Origin of the sequence: Enterobacter cloacae complex sp. 2024EL-00227, assembly GCF_043945315.1 — a bacterium.
GTDB lineage: Bacteria > Pseudomonadota > Gammaproteobacteria > Enterobacterales > Enterobacteriaceae > Enterobacter > Enterobacter roggenkampii.
The window spans coordinates 190,558-208,985 of the sequence record NZ_JBIMQP010000008.1 but is presented as its reverse complement, the minus strand read 5'-3'; the positions used below and the strand labels follow the sequence as shown (position 1 = coordinate 208,985).

Annotated in this window: 19 protein-coding genes and 1 other annotated feature; of the genes, 14 read left to right on the top strand and 5 right to left on the bottom strand. The window is 57.1% G+C overall.

The genetic code is table 11. From position 1 onward, the window contains the following. The first annotated feature begins 105 nt into the window (after nt 1-105). From thrS to selO, 14 genes are all read left to right on the top strand, one after another. The gene (thrS, locus tag ACHH0Z_RS15740; protein ID WP_008500657.1) at nt 106-2,034 is read left to right on the top strand and encodes a threonine--tRNA ligase; all 1,929 of its coding nucleotides are present in this window, start codon (nt 106-108) and stop codon (nt 2,032-2,034) included. A 3-nt stretch (nt 2,035-2,037) separates the two neighbouring features. Beyond that, the gene (infC, locus tag ACHH0Z_RS15735; RefSeq protein ID WP_023616141.1) at nt 2,038-2,580 is read left to right on the top strand and encodes a translation initiation factor IF-3; all 543 of its coding nucleotides are present in this window, start codon (nt 2,038-2,040) and stop codon (nt 2,578-2,580) included. Between the two features lie 97 nt (nt 2,581-2,677). Beyond that, entirely contained in the window at nt 2,678-2,875 is a 198-nt protein-coding gene (rpmI, locus tag ACHH0Z_RS15730) for a 50S ribosomal protein L35 (protein ID WP_001124225.1), read from the top strand. 49 nt (nt 2,876-2,924) lie between these two features. Beyond that, entirely contained in the window at nt 2,925-3,281 is a 357-nt protein-coding gene (gene rplT / locus ACHH0Z_RS15725) for a 50S ribosomal protein L20 (RefSeq protein ID WP_000124850.1), read from the top strand. A 117-nt stretch (nt 3,282-3,398) separates the two neighbouring features. Beyond that, nucleotides 3,399-3,523, top strand: a sequence feature (Phe leader region). Further along, a complete protein-coding gene (pheM, locus tag ACHH0Z_RS15720; protein WP_001386830.1) occupies nt 3,404-3,448 on the top strand; it encodes a pheST operon leader peptide PheM in 45 nt (14 codons plus the stop codon). It overlaps the preceding feature by 45 nt. Before the next feature lie 62 nt (nt 3,524-3,585). Continuing rightward, nucleotides 3,586-4,569, top strand: a complete 984-nt coding sequence (gene pheS / locus ACHH0Z_RS15715; RefSeq protein WP_021241084.1) for a phenylalanine--tRNA ligase subunit alpha — start codon at nt 3,586-3,588, stop codon at nt 4,567-4,569. A gap of 15 nt (nt 4,570-4,584) precedes the next feature. Beyond that, nucleotides 4,585-6,972 carry a phenylalanine--tRNA ligase subunit beta gene (gene pheT, locus ACHH0Z_RS15710; protein ID WP_045406297.1) on the top strand — a complete coding sequence of 796 codons (2,388 nt, stop codon included), beginning with the start codon at nt 4,585-4,587 and terminating at the stop codon, nt 6,970-6,972. A gap of 4 nt (nt 6,973-6,976) precedes the next feature. Continuing rightward, complete coding sequence (ihfA, locus tag ACHH0Z_RS15705) at nt 6,977-7,276, top strand: integration host factor subunit alpha (RefSeq protein WP_013097001.1); 300 nt, start codon at nt 6,977-6,979, stop codon at nt 7,274-7,276. A gap of 103 nt (nt 7,277-7,379) precedes the next feature. Next, nucleotides 7,380-8,360, top strand: coding sequence for a vitamin B12 ABC transporter permease BtuC (gene btuC, locus ACHH0Z_RS15700; protein ID WP_021241086.1), 981 nt, complete (start codon nt 7,380-7,382; stop codon nt 8,358-8,360). Nucleotides 8,361-8,382: 22 nt separating this feature from the next. Then, nucleotides 8,383-8,934, top strand: coding sequence for a glutathione peroxidase (locus ACHH0Z_RS15695; RefSeq protein ID WP_021241087.1), 552 nt, complete (start codon nt 8,383-8,385; stop codon nt 8,932-8,934). Then, nucleotides 8,934-9,689 (top strand): vitamin B12 ABC transporter ATP-binding protein BtuD, encoded by a 756-nt coding sequence (gene btuD, locus ACHH0Z_RS15690; protein ID WP_045406294.1) that lies wholly within the window; start codon nt 8,934-8,936, stop codon nt 9,687-9,689. The genes ACHH0Z_RS15695 and btuD overlap by 1 nt, the downstream gene beginning before the upstream one ends. A gap of 74 nt (nt 9,690-9,763) precedes the next feature. Then, nucleotides 9,764-10,228 carry an NlpC/P60 family protein gene (locus ACHH0Z_RS15685; RefSeq protein ID WP_008500650.1) on the top strand — a complete coding sequence of 155 codons (465 nt, stop codon included), beginning with the start codon at nt 9,764-9,766 and terminating at the stop codon, nt 10,226-10,228. A gap of 293 nt (nt 10,229-10,521) precedes the next feature. Beyond that, a complete protein-coding gene (locus ACHH0Z_RS15680; protein ID WP_045406292.1) occupies nt 10,522-11,238 on the top strand; it encodes an EAL domain-containing protein in 717 nt (238 codons plus the stop codon). A 61-nt stretch (nt 11,239-11,299) separates the two neighbouring features. Next, complete coding sequence (selO, locus tag ACHH0Z_RS15675) at nt 11,300-12,742, top strand: protein adenylyltransferase SelO (RefSeq protein ID WP_045406289.1); 1,443 nt, start codon at nt 11,300-11,302, stop codon at nt 12,740-12,742. Between the two features lie 38 nt (nt 12,743-12,780). On the opposite strand, the gene ACHH0Z_RS15670 is transcribed toward selO, so the two are convergent. From ACHH0Z_RS15670 to ACHH0Z_RS15650, 5 genes are read right to left on the bottom strand one after another with little or no spacing between them, the layout of a single operon-like run. Next, nucleotides 12,781-13,560: a heme ABC transporter ATP-binding protein gene (locus tag ACHH0Z_RS15670; protein ID WP_023343942.1), complete on the bottom strand. Its 780-nt coding sequence runs from the start codon at nt 13,558-13,560 to the stop codon at nt 12,781-12,783. Further along, nucleotides 13,553-14,545: an iron ABC transporter permease gene (locus ACHH0Z_RS15665; RefSeq protein WP_045406286.1), complete on the bottom strand. Its 993-nt coding sequence runs from the start codon at nt 14,543-14,545 to the stop codon at nt 13,553-13,555. The genes ACHH0Z_RS15670 and ACHH0Z_RS15665 overlap by 8 nt, the downstream gene beginning before the upstream one ends. Beyond that, nucleotides 14,545-15,366, bottom strand: coding sequence for a hemin ABC transporter substrate-binding protein (locus ACHH0Z_RS15660; RefSeq protein WP_045406284.1), 822 nt, complete (start codon nt 15,364-15,366; stop codon nt 14,545-14,547). Before ACHH0Z_RS15660 ends, ACHH0Z_RS15665 begins: the two co-directional genes overlap by 1 nt. Next, a complete protein-coding gene (gene chuS / locus ACHH0Z_RS15655) occupies nt 15,363-16,391 on the bottom strand; it encodes a hematinate-forming heme oxygenase ChuS (RefSeq protein WP_045406281.1) in 1,029 nt (342 codons plus the stop codon). The genes ACHH0Z_RS15660 and chuS overlap by 4 nt, the downstream gene beginning before the upstream one ends. A gap of 35 nt (nt 16,392-16,426) precedes the next feature. Next, complete coding sequence (locus tag ACHH0Z_RS15650; RefSeq protein WP_045406279.1) at nt 16,427-18,409, bottom strand: TonB-dependent hemoglobin/transferrin/lactoferrin family receptor; 1,983 nt, start codon at nt 18,407-18,409, stop codon at nt 16,427-16,429. Nucleotides 18,410-18,428: the final 19 nt, after the last annotated feature.

Below are 18,428 nucleotides of genomic sequence, written 5' to 3'. Positions count from 1 at the left end.
TTGACGATTGTTGGTCAGATGGTGTCGTAATCTATTGTCAAATCACGATTATTTTCTTTGTATATGCTCTTATGTGTGGGGCATCACTGCAAATAAGGATATAAAATGCCTGTAATTACTCTTCCTGATGGCAGCCAACGCCATTTCGACCGCGCTGTTAGCCCAATGGATGTTGCCCTGGACATCGGTCCTGGTCTCGCGAAAGCGACCATCGCCGGCCGTGTCAACGGTGAGCTGGTGGATGCCTCCGATCTGATCGAAAACGATGCGACGCTGGCCATCATCACCGCAAAAGATGAAGAAGGTCTGGAGATCATTCGTCACTCCTGCGCGCACCTGTTGGGCCATGCCATCAAACAGCTGTGGCCAAACACCAAAATGGCGATCGGTCCGGTTATCGATAATGGTTTCTACTACGACGTTGACCTTGACCATACCCTGACTCAGGAAGATATCGACGCGCTCGAAAAACGTATGCACGAGCTCGCCGAAACGAACTATGACGTCATCAAGAAGAAAGTCAGCTGGCACGAAGCGCGTGAAACCTTCGTGAAGCGCGGCGAGAGCTATAAAGTCTCGATTCTTGACGAAAACATTTCGCATGATGACAAGCCTGGCTTGTACCATCACGAAGAATACGTCGACATGTGCCGTGGACCGCACGTGCCGAACATGCGCTTCTGTCATCACTTTAAGCTGATGAAGATCGCAGGCGCCTACTGGCGCGGCGACAGCAACAACAAGATGTTGCAGCGTATCTATGGTACCGCATGGGCCGATAAAAAAGCCCTGAACGCTTACCTGCTGCGTCTGGAAGAGGCGGCGAAGCGTGACCACCGTAAAATCGGCAAGCAGCTTGACCTGTACCACATGCAGGAAGAAGCGCCGGGTATGGTGTTCTGGCATAACGACGGCTGGACCATCTTCCGTGAACTGGAAACCTTCGTACGCTCCAAGCTGAAAGAGTACCAGTATCAGGAAGTGAAAGGCCCGTTCATGATGGACCGTGTGCTGTGGGAAAAAACCGGTCACTGGGACAACTACAAGGATGCGATGTTCACCACCTCCTCTGAGAACCGTGAATACTGCATCAAGCCAATGAACTGCCCGGGCCACGTTCAGATCTTCAATCAGGGTCTGAAATCCTACCGTGACCTGCCGCTGCGTATGGCGGAGTTCGGTAGCTGCCACCGTAACGAGCCATCAGGTGCGCTGCACGGTCTGATGCGCGTGCGTGGCTTTACGCAGGATGATGCGCATATCTTCTGTACCGAAGATCAGGTCCGTGACGAAGTTAACGCCTGTATTCGTATGGTCTACGATATGTACAGCACCTTTGGCTTCGAGAAGATCGTGGTCAAACTCTCAACGCGTCCGGAAAAACGTATCGGTAGCGATGAGACCTGGGATCGCGCAGAAGCGGATCTCGCCGTGGCGCTGGAAGAGAACGGCATTCCGTTCGAATACCAACTGGGCGAGGGCGCATTCTACGGTCCGAAAATTGAATTTACCCTGTATGACTGCCTCGATCGCGCATGGCAGTGCGGTACTGTACAGCTGGACTTCTCCCTGCCGCAGCGTTTAAGCGCCTCTTATGTTGGCGAAGACAACGAGCGTCAGGTGCCGGTAATGATTCACCGCGCCATTCTCGGTTCTCTGGAGCGCTTCATCGGCATCCTGACCGAAGAGTTCGCCGGCTTCTTCCCAACTTGGCTTGCGCCGGTGCAGGTGGTGGTGATGAACATTACCGATTCTCAGGCTGATTACGTTAAAGAATTGACGCAGAAACTACAAAATGCGGGCATTCGCGTAAAAGCAGACTTGAGAAATGAGAAGATTGGCTTTAAAATCCGCGAGCACACTTTACGTCGTGTCCCGTATATGTTGGTCTGTGGTGATAAAGAGGTGGAAGCAGGCAAAGTTGCCGTTCGCACCCGCCGTGGTAAAGACCTGGGCAGCCTGGACGTAAGTGAAGTGATTGAGAAGCTGCAACAAGAGATTCGCAGCCGCAGTCTTCAACAACTGGAGGAATAAGGTATTAAAGGCGGAAAACGAGTTCAAACGGCACGTCCGAATCGTATCAATGGCGAGATTCGCGCCCAGGAAGTTCGCTTAACAGGTCTGGAAGGCGAGCAGCTGGGGATTGTGAGTCTGAGAGAAGCAATCGAAAAGGCTGAAGAAGCTGGAGTAGATTTAGTTGAAATCAGCCCTAACGCCGAACCGCCAGTTTGTCGTATCATGGACTACGGCAAGTTCCTTTATGAAAAGAGTAAGTCTTCTAAGGAACAGAAGAAGAAGCAAAAAGTTATCCAGGTTAAGGAAATCAAATTCCGTCCTGGTACCGACGATGGCGATTATCAGGTAAAACTCCGCAGCCTGATTCGCTTTCTGGAAGATGGCGATAAGGCCAAGATCACACTGCGTTTCCGCGGTCGTGAGATGGCCCACCAACAGATCGGTATGGAAGTGCTTAACCGCGTCCGTGACGATCTGAGTGAACTGGCAGTAGTCGAATCCTTCCCTACGAAGATCGAAGGCCGCCAGATGATCATGGTGCTCGCTCCTAAGAAGAAACAGTAAGGCCTTCAAGCAGCAAAATCTGTGGAGCCTTCGGGTTTCATAGGTTTTGTTCGCCTATGTTTCGTTTATTTAACAATGCGAAGTGGAAGTTATTAAAATGCCAAAAATTAAGACCGTACGCGGTGCTGCTAAGCGCTTCAAAAAAACCGGTAAAGGTGGTTTTAAGCACAAGCACGCTAACCTGCGTCACATTCTGACTAAGAAAGCTACCAAGCGTAAACGTCACCTGCGTCCAAAAGCCATGGTTTCTAAAGGCGATCTGGGCCTGGTCATCGCGTGCCTGCCGTACGCATAAGTCGTTTCGTTTAACTTTTTTAACTTAGAATAGATACAGGAGAGCACACATGGCTCGCGTAAAACGTGGTGTAATTGCACGTGCACGTCACAAGAAAATTTTGAAACAAGCTAAAGGCTACTACGGTGCGCGTTCACGCGTATACCGCGTTGCCTTCCAGGCTGTTATCAAAGCAGGTCAGTACGCTTACCGTGACCGTCGTCAGCGTAAGCGTCAGTTCCGTCAACTGTGGATTGCGCGTATCAACGCAGCAGCACGTCAGAACGGTATTTCTTACAGCAAATTCATCAACGGCCTGAAAAAAGCCTCTGTTGAAATCGACCGTAAGATCCTGGCTGACATCGCAGTATTCGACAAAGTAGCGTTCACCGCTCTGGTCGAAAAAGCGAAAGCAGCACTGGCATAAGCCAGTTGAGAGAGGGGGCCTGGCTCCCTCTTTTCATATAACCCTGTAAGAAGATTGACATTTACCCGTGCAGGCTTTTCAATAAGGTCTCAACGGTTTTTACCCAACAAGGTAACGCAAGCATGAATGCTGCTATTTTCCGCTTCTTCTTTTACTTTAGCACCTGACTTCAGGAGGCTAGCGCGTGAAAGATGAAACGAAAAACAGCGCCAGATAAGCCTCCCGATGGAGGCTTTTTTTGTGCCTGAATTTGAGAGAATAACTCCACCAAATCGGTGTCTGCACCGACATAATGAGGAAAATCATGTCACATCTCGCAGAGCTGGTTGCCAGTGCAACAGCCGCCATTAATCAGGCCTCAGATGTTGCCGCGTTAGACAATGTCCGCGTCGAATATCTTGGGAAGAAAGGGCACCTGACCCTTCAAATGACAACCCTGCGTGAGCTGCCGCCAGAAGAGCGCCCGGCAGCGGGGGCGGTGATTAACGAAGCCAAAGAGCAGGTACAGCAGGCGCTGAACGCACGCAAAGCCGAGCTGGAAAGCGCGGTGCTGAATGCGCGTCTGGCCGCAGAGACGATCGACGTTTCTCTGCCGGGTCGCCGCATCGAGAACGGCGGTCTGCACCCGGTTACCCGCACCATCGATCGCATTGAAAGTTTCTTCGGTGAGCTCGGCTTTACCGTGGCGACTGGCCCGGAAATCGAAGATGATTACCACAACTTCGATGCTCTGAACATTCCTGGCCATCATCCGGCACGCGCTGACCACGACACTTTCTGGTTCGACGCGACGCGTCTGCTGCGTACCCAGACCTCCGGCGTTCAGATCCGTACCATGAAGGATCAGGCGCCGCCAATCCGTATTATCGCGCCGGGCCGCGTTTATCGTAACGACTACGATCAGACCCACACCCCAATGTTCCACCAGATGGAAGGTCTGATTGTTGATAAAAACATCAGCTTCACCAACCTGAAAGGCACGCTGCACGATTTCCTGAACAACTTCTTTGAGGAAGATCTGCAGGTTCGTTTCCGTCCGTCCTACTTCCCGTTCACCGAACCGTCTGCGGAAGTTGACGTGATGGGCAAAAACGGCAAATGGCTGGAAGTGCTGGGCTGCGGCATGGTGCATCCAAACGTCCTGCGCAACGTGGGTATCGATCCGGAAGTTTACTCCGGCTTCGCCTTCGGTATGGGCATGGAGCGTCTGACCATGCTGCGCTATGGCGTCACCGACTTACGTGCATTCTTCGAAAACGATCTGCGTTTCCTCAAACAGTTTAAATAAGGGCAGGACAGAACAATGAAATTCAGTGAACTGTGGTTACGCGAGTGGGTGAACACCACGCTGGATAGCGACGCGCTTTCTAACCAGATCACCATGGCAGGTCTGGAAGTGGACGGCGTTGAGCCGGTTTCAGGGGCATTCAACGGCGTGGTCGTCGGCGAAGTGGTAGAGTGCGGTCAGCACCCTAACGCGGACAAACTGCGCGTAACAAAAGTAAACGTAGGCGGTGACCGTCTGCTGGATATCGTCTGCGGTGCGCCAAACTGCCGCCAGGGGCTGAAAGTGGCCGTGGCGACCGTCGGTGCGGTACTGCCGGGCGATTTCAAAATCAAAGCGGCTAAGCTGCGCGGCGAGCCGTCTGAAGGCATGCTGTGTTCCTTCTCGGAGCTGGGTATTTCCGACGATCACAACGGCATCATTGAGCTGCCGCTGGATGCGCCAATCGGCACCGACATCCGCGAATACCTGAAGCTTGATGACAACACCATCGAAATCAGCGTCACGCCAAACCGTGCTGACTGCTTAGGGATCATCGGCGTGGCGCGCGACGTTGCCGTGCTGAACCAGACCGAGCTGAACGCACCGGAGATCGTCCCGGTTGAAGCGACCATCAGTGACGTGCTGCCTATCCAGGTTGACGCTGCGGATGCCTGCCCGCGCTATCTCGGTCGCGTGGTGAAAGACATCAACGTGAAAGCGCCAACCCCGCTGTGGATGAAAGAGAAGCTGCGCCGCTGCGGTATCCGCTCTATCGACGCCGTGGTTGACGTGACTAACTACGTTCTGCTGGAACTGGGCCAGCCAATGCACGCCTTCGATAAAGATCGTATTGAAGGCGGTATTGTGGTGCGCATGGCGAAAGAGGGCGAAACCCTGGTTCTGCTGGACGGCACCGAAGCGAAACTGAACGCCGACACCCTGGTGATTGCTGACCACAGCAAAGCGCTGGCAATGGGCGGTATCTTCGGAGGCGAGCATTCGGGCGTCAACGACGAAACGCAAAACGTTCTGCTGGAGTGCGCGTTCTTCAGCCCGCTTTCCATCACCGGTCGCGCACGCCGTCACGGCCTGCACACCGATGCGTCCCACCGCTACGAGCGCGGCGTGGATCCTGCGCTGCAATACAAAGCGATGGAGCGTGCGACTCGCCTGCTGATCGACATCTGCGGCGGCGAAGCGGGCCCGGTTATCGACGTCACCAACGAAGCCACGCTGCCGAAGCGTGCGACCATCACCCTGCGTCGCAGTAAGCTGGATCGCCTGATTGGGCACCACGTTGCCGACGCGCAGGTGACCGATATTCTGAAGCGTCTGGGTTGCGACGTAACCGAAGGTCAGGACGAGTGGAAAGCCGTTGCGCCGTCATGGCGTTTCGACATGGAAATTGAAGAAGATCTGGTGGAAGAAGTGGCCCGTGTTTATGGCTACAACAACATCCCTGACGAGCCTGTACAGGCCGGTCTGGTGATGGGCACCCACCGTGAAGCCGACCTGTCCCTGAAGCGTGTAAAAACCATGCTGAACGACAAAGGCTATCAGGAAGTGATCACCTACAGCTTTGTTGATCCAAAGCTGCAGCAGCTGATCCACCCGGGTCAGGAAGCGCTGATCCTGCCAAGCCCAATTTCCAGCGAAATGTCCGCGATGCGTCTGTCCCTGTGGACGGGCCTGCTGGGCACTATCGTTTACAACCAGAATCGCCAGCAAAACCGCGTGCGAATTTTCGAAAGCGGTTTGCGCTTTGTACCGGATAATCAGGCAAATTTAGGCATCCGTCAGGATCTCATGCTGGCTGGCGCCATCAGCGGTAACCGTTATGAAGAGCACTGGGACCTGGCAAAAGGCACGGTTGATTTCTACGATATGAAGGGCGATCTGGAAGCGATTCTGGATCTGACCGGTAAATTATCTGAAATTGAATTCCGCGCAGAAGCCATTCCGGCCCTGCATCCAGGCCAGAGCGCCGCCCTCTATTTAGACGGCAAACGCATTGGTTTTATTGGGGTTGTTCACCCTGAGCTGGAGCGTAAACTGGACCTGAATGGCCGTACCATCGTGTTTGAGCTGGAATGGAACCTGGTGGCAGACCGCGTGATTCCTCAGGCTCAGGACGTCTCCCGCTTCCCGGCAAACCGCCGTGATATCGCGGTTGTGGTCGCGGAAAATGTGCCCGCAGCAGATATTTTGGCCGAATGTAAGAAAGTTGGCGTAAATCAGGTAGTTGGCGTAAACTTATTTGACGTGTACCGCGGCAAGGGCGTAGCAGAGGGCTTTAAAAGCCTGGCTATCAGCCTGATCCTTCAGGATACCAGCCGTACACTCGAAGAAGAGGAGATTGCCGCTACCGTCGCCAAATGTGTAGAGGCATTAAAAGAGCGATTCCAGGCATCATTGAGGGATTGAACCTATGGCGCTTACAAAAGCTGAAATGTCAGAATATCTGTTTGATAAGCTTGGGCTTAGCAAACGGGATGCCAAAGAGCTGGTAGAGCTGTTTTTCGAAGAGATCCGTCGTGCTCTGGAAAATGGTGAGCAGGTAAAACTCTCCGGCTTTGGCAATTTTGATTTGCGAGACAAAAACCAACGTCCGGGCCGCAACCCGAAGACGGGGGAAGATATTCCCATTACAGCCCGCCGCGTGGTGACCTTCAGACCCGGCCAGAAGTTAAAAAGCCGTGTCGAAAACGCAACGCCCAAAACAGAGTAATATGAACTAACTAAAAAGGCCGCCCACGCGGCCTTTTTTCTTTGCGCTCTCAGGCAAACCCGCCGTAAAATCAATTACATCTCTCGCTACGAAAACCATAAACATGCTTGATTATGTCCATCTCCAGCACCGTTCCGATCGGCGTCACCTGCTTTTTCTGGTGCTGCTGCTCATTGTCGCCGCAGGCGTTAGCCTCTGCGCCGGTGACCGGTGGATAGGGCCCGAAAGCTGGTGGGGACCTGACGGACAGCTCTTCGTCTGGCAAATTCGTCTGCCGCGTACCGTCGCGGTGATGCTGGTGGGGGCCGCGCTGGCGCTGTGCGGCACCATTATGCAGGCGTTGTTTGAGAATCCTCTGGCGGAGCCCGGGCTGCTCGGCGTGTCTAACGGTGCGGGCGTGGGGCTGATTGCAGCGGTGATGCTGGGCGGAGGAGAACTCTCCGGCTGGAGCATTAGCCTGAGCGCGATCCTTGGCGCATTACTGATAACGCTCATCCTTCTTCGTTTTGCCAGACGGCACTTATCGACCAGCCGTCTGCTGCTTGCCGGCGTGGCGCTGGGGATCATCTGTAGCGCGCTGATGACCTGGGCGGTCTACTTCTCGACCTCTTTTGACCTTCGGCAGCTCATGTACTGGATGATGGGTGGCTTTGGCGGCGTCGACTGGCAGCAGGGCTGGCTGATGGCGCTGCTGGTGCCGGTCATCGTGTGGGCTGCCCTGCAGGCGCAGCCGTTGAATATGCTCGCGCTGGGTGAAACCTCAGCCCGCCAGCTGGGCATGCCGATTGGGTTCTGGCGTAATGTGCTGGTCATCGCCATTGGCTGGCTGGTCGGCGTCAGCGTGGCTCTGGCGGGCGCGATTGGCTTTATCGGTCTGGTGATTCCGCATATGCTCCGACTGTGCGGAATCACGGACCATCGAACCTTGCTTCCGGCCTCGGCGGTTGCCGGGGCCGTCACGCTGCTGGTGGCCGACATCATCGCCAGGCTTGCCCTGACGGCCGCAGAGCTGCCCATTGGCGTGGTGACCGCCACGCTGGGCGCGCCGGTCTTTATCTGGCTACTATTAAAAGCTGGACGTTAAATCGACAACCTGAGGAAATGCTATGCAGTCAGATATCCTGAATACTGAAGTGACCACCATTGATGGCGATAAAACCACGCTGGAAGGCTACAAAGGCAATGTGTTGCTGATCGTCAACGTGGCATCCAAATGCGGCCTGACGCCGCAGTACGAGCAGCTGGAAAACATTCAGAAGGCCTGGGAGAAAGACGGTTTTACCGTGCTGGGCTTCCCCTGCAACCAGTTCCTGGGGCAGGAGCCGGGCAGCGAAGAGGAGATTAAAACCTTCTGCAGCACTACCTACGGCGTAACGTTCCCGCTGTTCAGCAAAATCGATGTCAACGGTGAAGACCGCCACCCGCTGTATGCGAAGCTGATCGCTGCCGCACCGAAAGCCGTCGCGCCGGAAGGCAGCGGTTTTTATGAACGCATGGCCAGCAAAGGCCGCGCGCCGCTTTATCCAGACGATATTCTGTGGAACTTTGAAAAATTCCTGATAGGTCGCGACGGCCAGGTCGTACAGCGTTTTTCACCGGATATGACCCCTGAAGATCCGATCGTCATGGAATCGATCAAGCTGGCGCTGGCGAAATAATGTCGCTGCTGATGCAGCTCACGGACGTTGCCGAGAAGGAACGTCTGGAGCCGATAACCGGCGCCGTCAATGCGGGAGAAATCCTGCATCTTGTCGGGCCAAACGGCGCAGGAAAGAGCACGCTGCTGGCACGGATGGCAGGCATGACTGCCGGAGAAGGGCAGATAATGTTGCTGGAGCATACGCTGGCCGAGTGGTCGCCGGTCTCGCTGGCGCATCGGCGCAGCTATCTCGTGCAGCAGCAGGTGCCCCCCTTTGCGATGCCGGTCTGGCACTATCTGATGCTGCATTTGCACAACAAACATTCTACGGCACTGCTGACGGACGTGGCCGCGGCGCTGGGGCTGGAGGATAAACTCTCCCGGCATGTCAGCCAGCTATCCGGCGGCGAATGGCAGCGGGTGCGTCTGGCGGCTGTCATTGTTCAGATCCACCCGTCCGGTAATCCTCATGGGCGGATGCTGCTTCTTGATGAACCGATGAGCGGTCTGGATGTGGCGCAGCAGGCGGCCCTGGATACCCTGCTAAGTGCGCTCAGCCGAAAAGGCATCGCCGTGGTGATGAGCAGTCATGACCTCAACCACACCTTGCGTCATGCCCACCGGGTGTGGCTGCTGTCGCAGGGGAAGATGATCGCCAGCGGTACGCGGGATCAGGTTCTTACGCCGCCCAATCTTGCCCGCGCGTACAACATGTCGTTCCGCAGGCTGGATATTGAGGGCCATAAGATGCTGATTTCGACCGGGCAGGAGTAAGCGTTTCTTGCCTGCGAGCACAATTGCACGCTAAATTACGAAAAGAACAAAAAAAGCAGAGGATTCGTCTGAAAATGCGATTCTGGTTTCTCCTGATGGCCGCACTTTTTCTTGCGGGATGCAGTAGCCATCGTGCACCGCCGCCTAACCCACGGCTTTCAGATTCGATCACCGTCATTGCCAGCCTCAACGATCAGCTGAGCAACTGGCGCGGCACGCCTTATCGCTACGGCGGCATGAGCCGTGGCGGTGTAGATTGCTCCGGCTTCGTTCTGATGACGTTTCGCGACAAGTTTGATTTACAGCTGCCGCGTGAAACGCGTAAACAGGCAGAAATCGGCACGGAAATTGATAAAGACGACCTCCTGCCCGGGGACCTGGTTTTCTTCAAAACCGGATCGGGGGAAAGCGGACTTCATGTGGGCATTTATGATACTGACAACCAGTTCATTCACGCCTCGACGAGCCGCGGCGTGATGCGCTCTTCTCTTGATAATGTTTACTGGCGTAAAAATTTCTGGCAGGCACGACGTATATAATCTTCGTCGTATACCTCTCTTATCACGGCATGGTAGCGAATAAACATGCCGTTTTTTCTCAAATAAGATGATTAAAGTTAAATTTACCTAAAATTAGCGAATCCCTCATGTATCTGTTTTATCTAAAACTGGCTATTATTTTGCAACCAGGATAAGATTATTTTAGATTCAGGGAAAAATCTGAAAATTAATACGGAACTAATGAAATTAATCTTATTAAAATCAAGACAGTGGAATTGTGTCGGCAATTGCTCCAGGATGTCCTCTCTCATCTTTAATGCGGGGCGAGTGCAATGATAATTACGCTAGATAATGCTTACCAGTCTGAACTGCTGCTTTTGCCTGCCCGTAATAGCGCAGGGGAGCTTAAAGGTTTAGAAATTCTGGTTAACTTTACTGGCGTCGACAGCGATGTGCGGATCCCCACTGAGCTTGTTATCCCACGACTTTCAGCGGCTGAAGAGTTAGCGCTGTTTAACGAAAAACTTCAATTGCTTGATACCTGCAAACTGTTTTTTATTCAGCATCAGTTAATTGCATGGATCAATATTACACCTGCAATAGTTGAATTTTTATTAAGTAATAGAAACGCTGTTTCAATTCTTGAGCGTTATCCGTTTCTTGAGTTTACTGTTAATGAGAATTATCCAGGTTTAAATAACGGAAAGGACGATCTTCAGCTGGCGAGAATGGCAATCCATTTCCCATTGGTGCTGGCAAACTTTGGTGCAGGCGCTGCATCGCTCAAGGCGGTCTACGATGGATTATTTAAACGGGTTGTTCTCGATAAAGGCTTCATTCAGCAGCGTGCTTCAGAGCTCTCTTTTGAGCCATTTATGCGCGCCATCCTCTGGCAAATCACGCCGCACTGCCAGTCTGTGATTGTCTCGGGCATTGACGACCACGGTCTGTTGCAGCGCGTGTTGTCCTTTAATTTTGGCGCCATGCAGGGAACACTCTGGCCTGCCGTCTCGGCGGAACACGTCACTACGCTGGTTCAGCAGCGATAACCCTTGCTTTCGCCCGTGTTTAAGTCCGGGTAAACCCTCTACACTAAAAGCAGGAGGACTTATGACCCTGTCTTTTACTGCTCACTGGCATGACGAGTTGCCGGGATTTTATACTGCACTCAAACCCACACCGTTACAAAATTCACGCCTTATCTGGCATAACGATCGGCTGGCAGAAGAGCTGGCCATTCCGCCTGAGCTGTTTCAGCGTTCAGGGAGCGCTGGCGTCTGGGGAGGCGAAACGCTGCTCGCCGGTATGCAACCCCTAGCTCAGGTCTATAGCGGGCATCAGTTTGGCGTCTGGGCTGGGCAACTGGGCGACGGCAGGGGGATCCTGCTCGGTGAACAACAGCTTCCCAACGGGGAGACGGTTGACTGGCACCTTAAAGGTGCGGGCCTGACGCCCTATTCGCGGATGGGCGACGGGCGTGCGGTTCTGCGTTCAACGATTCGCGAATGCCTGGGCTCCGAAGCGATGCATGCCCTCGGTATCCCCACCACCCGTGCGCTGTCGATCGTGACCAGCGACACGCCGGTTGCGCGCGAAACCGTGGAAAAGGGCGCAATGCTGATGCGCATTGCGCAAAGCCATTTGCGCTTCGGTCATTTTGAGCACTTTTACTATCGCCGCGAGCCGGACAAGGTGCGCCAGCTGGCTGACTTTGCCATTCGTCACCACTGGGCGCATTTGCAGGACGACGCGGATCAATACGTTCTCTGGTTCAGGGACGTGGTGGCCCGTACCGCAGCCCTGATTGCCCGCTGGCAAACGGTAGGTTTTGCCCATGGCGTCATGAATACGGACAACATGTCGCTTCTTGGGTTGACCTTTGACTACGGCCCGTTTGGTTTCCTGGATGATTATCAGCCAGGGTACATCTGTAACCACTCCGACTATCAGGGGCGCTACAGTTTTGACAATCAGCCCGCGGTGGGCCTGTGGAACCTGCAGCGGCTTGCGCAAACCCTGTCGCCGTTCATCGACGTTGATGCCCTGAATGATGCGCTCGACAGCTATCAGGCGATCTTACTGCGAGAGTATGGCTCGCTGATGCGCAACAAGCTGGGGCTAGTCACGCAGGAGAAGGGCGATAACGACATCCTCAATGGCCTGTTTGCCCTGATGGCGCGCGAGGGCAGCGATTACACGCGCACCTTCCGGATGCTGGGCCAGACGGAGCAGCACAGTTCCGCCTCGCCGCTGCGCGATGAGTTTATTGACAGACAGGCGTTTGACGACTGGTTTGCATCGTACCGCGCGCGGCTGCAGCAGGAGCAGGTGGATGATACGACCCGCCAGGCGCAGATGAACGCTACGAACCCTGCGATGGTGTTGCGCAACTGGCTGGCGCAGCGGGCGATTGAGCAGGCCGAGCAGGGCGAGTACGACGAGTTACACCGTCTGCACGTGGCGTTGCGCACGCCGTTTGCCGACCGGGATGATGATTACGTCAGCCGCCCGCCTGAGTGGGGCAAGCGGCTGGAGGTCAGTTGCTCAAGCTAGTGTCTGGCCGGAGTCGGCGTCATCAGAATCCGGACCGGTCAGGGGGCGAGAAACACCTGTGGCACGGCGTGAGCCGGATGCCTGCCGACGTGAACCTGTGCGCCGTACCAGCGCGCCAGCGCATCGGCCTGCAAAACGGTTTCCGGCTCTCCCTGGGACACGATCCTGCCGCTGTGCAGGAGCAGGATGCGATCCGCCCACAGCGCTGCCAGGTTGAGGTCGTGCAGCACCGCGCACACGTGCAGATGTCCCCGGCTGGTCAGGGATTTCAGCAGGCGCAGCAGATGCTGCTGGTGATAGAGATCCAGCGCGGACGTCGGTTCATCAAGAAACAGCCAGCCGCGCGGCGCACCGTCGCACCAGAGCTGAGCCAGCGCGCGGGCGAGCTGAACGCGCTGCTGCTCGCCGCCGGAGAGCGCGGCAAACTGCCTGCCCGCCAGCGGTAAACAGCCGGTGATGGCCATCACCTCCTCGATCACCGACGCTTCCGGCGTGCGTGTCCAGGGCGCACGCCCCATACCGACCACCGCCTCAACCGGCCAGTCAAATCCGAGCTGCGTGCTCTGGCGCATCACCGCCCGGTAGCGGGAGAGCCTTTCCGGCTGCCAGGCCGCAAGCGGTGTGCCCGCCAGGCTGCACCGTCCCCCAGCAGGTTTAAGATAGCCGGTAAGCAGTCGCAACAGCGTCGATTTCCCGGCGCCGTTGGGGCCAATCAACGCCACCAGCTCGCCCTGAGATAAGGTCAGCGACACGTCGTTAATCAGCGTGCGTTGCCCGGCGCGAAAAACAAGGTTTTCTGCACAATAGCGTTCAGCCATGCGCACCTCCACGACGAAAGATCAGCCACAGGAACCACGGCGCGCCGAGAAGGCTGGTCAATAAGCCAACCGGCATTTCCGCCGGAGCGACCACGCTGCGCGCCAGCGTGTCGGCCATCAGCAGGAGCAGCGCACCGGCCAGCACCGAGCCGGGGAGCGTGGCCCGATGGTCGGCTCCCAGCCACATGCGCACCAGGTGGGGCACCACCAGGCCAACAAAACCGATCACGCCGCTGATCGCAACGGCGGCAGCCACCAGCAGGGCGCTGCACAGCAGCAGGATCCGCTGCACGGCGGCCACCTCCACGCCGAGATAGTGCGCCTCTTCGTCGCCCAGCTGCAGCAGGTTGAGGGGCCCTGCCAGGCGCCAGATAACCAGCACGGTGGGGATCATCAGCGACGCGACGGCCAGCAGCGTCGACCACTGCGCCTGGCCAAGGCTGCCCATTCCCCAGAGTGAAAGCTGGCGAAGCTGGGCATCATTGCTGAGCCATGACAGCACGCCGACGGCCGCACCGCACAGGGCGTTGATGGCAATGCCCACCAGCAGCAGGCGCGACAGGGAAGCGTCACGCTGACGGCTGAGCAGGAAAATCACGAAGGTGGCGGCCAGCGCGCCGAGAAACGCCGCCAGCATCGGGGCATACAGCATCACCAGTGCAGGCAGCGAGAGCGGAAGCACCACCCACAGCGCGACGGCAAGTGCCGCGCCGCTGCTGATGCCGAGCAGGCCCGGGTCCGCCAGCGGGTTGCGGAACAGCCCCTGCATCACGCAGCCCGCGAGCGCCAGCGAACCGCCGATCGCCAGCGCCAGCAGCACGCGTGGCAGGCGGATCGTCAGCCAGATCTGACGCAGGGCCTCGTCGGTGCCGTTCCAAAGCAGGCTGATCGGCAGGCGCAGCGCGCCAATACCGCTGGCCGTCAGCGTCGTGACGACCAGCAGCGCGGCCAGCATCCACAATGACAGGGCGACTCGCCGGGACATCAGGGCAGTTGCTCCGCTTTTGTACGCAGCTGCCGGATGGCTTCCGGCGTTCGCACGCTAAAGCCCAGCAGCGCCATATCATCCATCGCCAGCACCTGCTTATTGCGTCCTGCCGGGGTTTGCGCCAGCCCGGGCAGCGTCCAGAGTTTCGCTTCGCCACCCAGAGCGTTGATGCCGTCCTGCGAAATCACCACCAGATCGGGCCGGCTGGCAATCACCCCTTCCTGAGACAGCGGCTGATAGCGGGTGAACCCCTGCATCGCATTCTGCAGCCCCGCCGCGCGAATGGCCGCGTCCGCGCCGGTCTGTTGTCCGGCAGCCATCGCGGTCATCCCGCCGTGGTTGAGAATAAACAGCACCCGTTTGTTGAGCGGCGATGTGGGCAGGGTTGACAGCGCCTGACGCAGCTTGCCGCGCAGGGCTTCCCCCTCGGCCTCCCGGTGCGTCGCTTCCGCCACGATCCGCACTTTTTCGTCGATGACGCTCAAATCGTTAGCGGCTGGAACCGCGATAACCCGGACGTGGCTTTGCTCAACCTGCTTTAGCGCCAGAGAGGGCTGCGCCTGGGCGCTGGCCAGCACCAGCGTGGGGCGCATGGACAAGATCCCTTCCGCGTTGAGCTGGCGCAGATAGCCCACGTCCGGCAGCATGTTCGCCGCCTGCGGCCACTGGCTGGTGCTGTCGCGGGCCACCAGGGAAGACGACGCGCCGAGGGCGTAGACAATCTCGGTGACGTCGCCGCCGAGCGTGACGATTTTCTCCTGCGGCGCAGCAAACGACATCAGGGGCAGGGCGCTGAGCAGGACAAGCCACCGTTTCATGCGGCCAGCCCTTTCGCCGTCAGGGCGTCTATCTGGCTGCGCCACTGGCTTTGCTCCGGCTCGCCTTCGGTGCGCTGGCCGTACAGCTGGGCGATTTGCGTCCCGTCGGCGGCAAACAGCTCCAGGCTGGTGACATGCCCGTCAGCGGTTGGTTTGCGCGTGACCCACGTCTCCGCAATGGCGTCTTCAAGCAGGTGCAGGGTAAAGGTTGAGTTGAAGATGTTCAGCCAGCCTTTCATCGGCGCCAGCTTTTCCACCACGCCGGTGAAAATCTGTACGCAGCCGCGGTTGCCGACGAAGACCATGATTTCATTGCCGTCCCGGCGCGCCGTCTCCAGCAGCTGCGCCAGCGCGCTGTTCTCTACCCGGCAGGCCAGATCGTCTCCGACCAGGCGAAACGCCTGCTGGCGGCTGAGGTTATGACGTTTCAGCAGGCTGAAGAACTGGTGCACGTCGGTCATGGCGCGCCACTCGTTGTCCACGAGGTCGGCTTGCGCATTTTCCGCGTGAGCAGGCATATCGGGCTTCTTCAACGCCAGCGGTGGATTATCGGCAAAGATAAAACGGGTCAGCACGTCGCCCCAGGCGGAAACGTCGGTGTTATCCGTGGCGTAGACCTTCAGCAGGGCATCGCCCTGGTGGTCGAAGAACTGAATGCTCTGCCGCTCGCCGCGGGCGGTGGCTTCACTGATGTGAAACGCGCTTGCCCACTGGTTGAGGAACAGGCGCAGATCCAGCGCGCGCGGGTTCAGCACCAGCCCGGCATGGCCGTTCAGGTGCTGGTTGGTGAAGCTTCCGACCTGCTCGTGAACGGCGTAGTTGTTGCGGCAGATGCATTTGGTTTCGCCCACCGCCTCCAGCGCGCCCAGGATCTCGCGGATCTCATCGCGCAGTCGCCAGGCGTCGTGACCCACGCGGGCAAAGGTCAACTCTGCTTCGCTGATATTCATTAACCCTGCGATGTCGCGCGCGTACTTACCCGGATTGTCTTCTTTCAGCTCAAGCCAGCGCGTGTAGTGATTCATTTTCTTATCCTTCTGAAGAGTTGCCCCGACGGGAATTACCACTGATAGCTTACGAAAATCTTGCCGTTACGGCCGTCCTGCGGAATGCCCTGAGGTGACCAGTATTCTTTGTCAAAGGCGTTGCCGAGCACCAGCGTCGTGGTCACGCCTTTGAGCTGCTCCTGGCCCTTATAGCTGACGTAGAAGTCATTGACCGCGTAGCCCGGCTGCTTGCTGTAGCTGCTGCTGATATGCGTTGAGCGATCGACAAAGGTGCCAATCCAGCCGACGGAAAAACCGCTCTGCGCCACCGGAATGTCCAGCTTGCTGGTGACGGTATCCGGGTTGATGCTGGAGATGTACTCGCCCGTATCGGTGTCTTTCCCGCGCGTGCGGTTATAGGCCAGGTCGAGGTTGAAGAGGTCGGCAGAGTATTTTGCCATCATGTCCCAGCCCCAGATTTTGGCGTTCGGAACGTTATAAGACATGGTTGTCGCGGCGGCAAAATTGACGGTGGTGGAGATATAGTCTTTGGCTTTGGTATCGAAATAGCTGGCTTTAAACTCCAGCGCATCGTTGGCAAGCAGCAGATCGTCAAAGCGCAGACCGAACCCAAACTCCTGCGTTTCGTTGGTTTCCGGGCGCAGGTTCGGGTTTGGCACCCAGTAGTTGGTATAGAAGCGGCCAATAGAGAAGTGTTTGGCGTCGTTGTACATCTCGCCCATGGTGGGCGCGCGGAACGCCTGCGCGTATGAGCCAAACAGCATCAGCCAGTCGGTCGGGCTGACGGTTAACCCGGCGCGGGAGGACCACTTGTCGGCATCCACGTCGTCGTAGCCATTGCTGCTGCCGCGGTAGTTGTCATACCGCGTGCCGCCCAGCAGGGTGACCGGCAGATCGCGCAGGGTGATCTCATCCTGCAGCCAGCCGGAGCTGAAGTCGATTTTCGCCTCCGGGAAGCCGGTGGTTGCCCCGCCCGGATGCTGCTCCTGACGATAATATTCCCCGCCGTAGGTCAGAAGGTGTGATGCTAAGGTGTCGCTGAACAGGCGGGTGCGGTTTTCCACCTTGCCGCCTTTGGTGGTCTGTTTGCGGAACTCACCGCTGTTGTCGATATTCTGGGCATTAATGCGCGCTTCGGACCAGTAGACCTTCGCGTCGGCGTTCAGCCAGTCGTTACCTTCCGGGGCGATGTGATAGCCCACCTGCGCGTCACGCTGAATGGTGGAGCGATCGGTCATCGGGTTGCTGCTGTCCGCCCCGGGGGTTTGCGGGTTTTTCGGTTCCTGAGCGTCGTTATTGTAGTAGCGCAGTGAGCCGCTCAGGGTCTGGGCCGGGTCGATTTTCCAGCTGCCTTTCGCCAGCATGTTATTGATGGATTCGTCGTTAGGGGCGGTTGCTCCGTCGCTCTGGCGAATATCACCGCGATCCCGGCTGGACCAGGCCACCAGACCGTCCAGGCTGTCGGTGCGGCCGTAGGCGCTGGCCCCCATGCCGAGACTGTGATCGCCCGTCGCGCCCGTCCCAAACACGCGGTAGCCGCTGTTCTTACCCGGCTCCAGCAGATCTTTCGCATCGGCGGTATCATAGGAAATCACGCCGCCCAGCGCGCCGCTGCCGTACAGCAGGGCCGACGGGCCGCGAACCACTTCGATACGTTTAATCAGCGCCGGATCGAGGAACGTGCTGTTCATGTGACCGGTGTCGGTGCCCTGACGCACGCCGTCAACCAGCACCAGCACGCCGCGACGATCGTAGCCGCGCAGGTTCACGTCCTGCCCGTTGGTGCGCCCGGTACCGTCCAGCGTCAGGCCGGGGACGTTACGCAACAGGTCGGCCGCCGAGCTGGCGGTTTGCTTCTCCGGCGCGCTGGCATCAATCACGCTCACCATCATGGGGGCTTCAAAGGCGCTGCGGGCGTTGCCCGTGGCGGTGACGGTAATGTCATCTGTGGCAGCAAACGCGACGCCCGGCAGGGTGCTGACAATCGCCAGCGCCAGAAGTGACGGGCGTAAAGACGCGGAAGGCAGGTGTGGCATAGCAACTCTCCATAAAGAA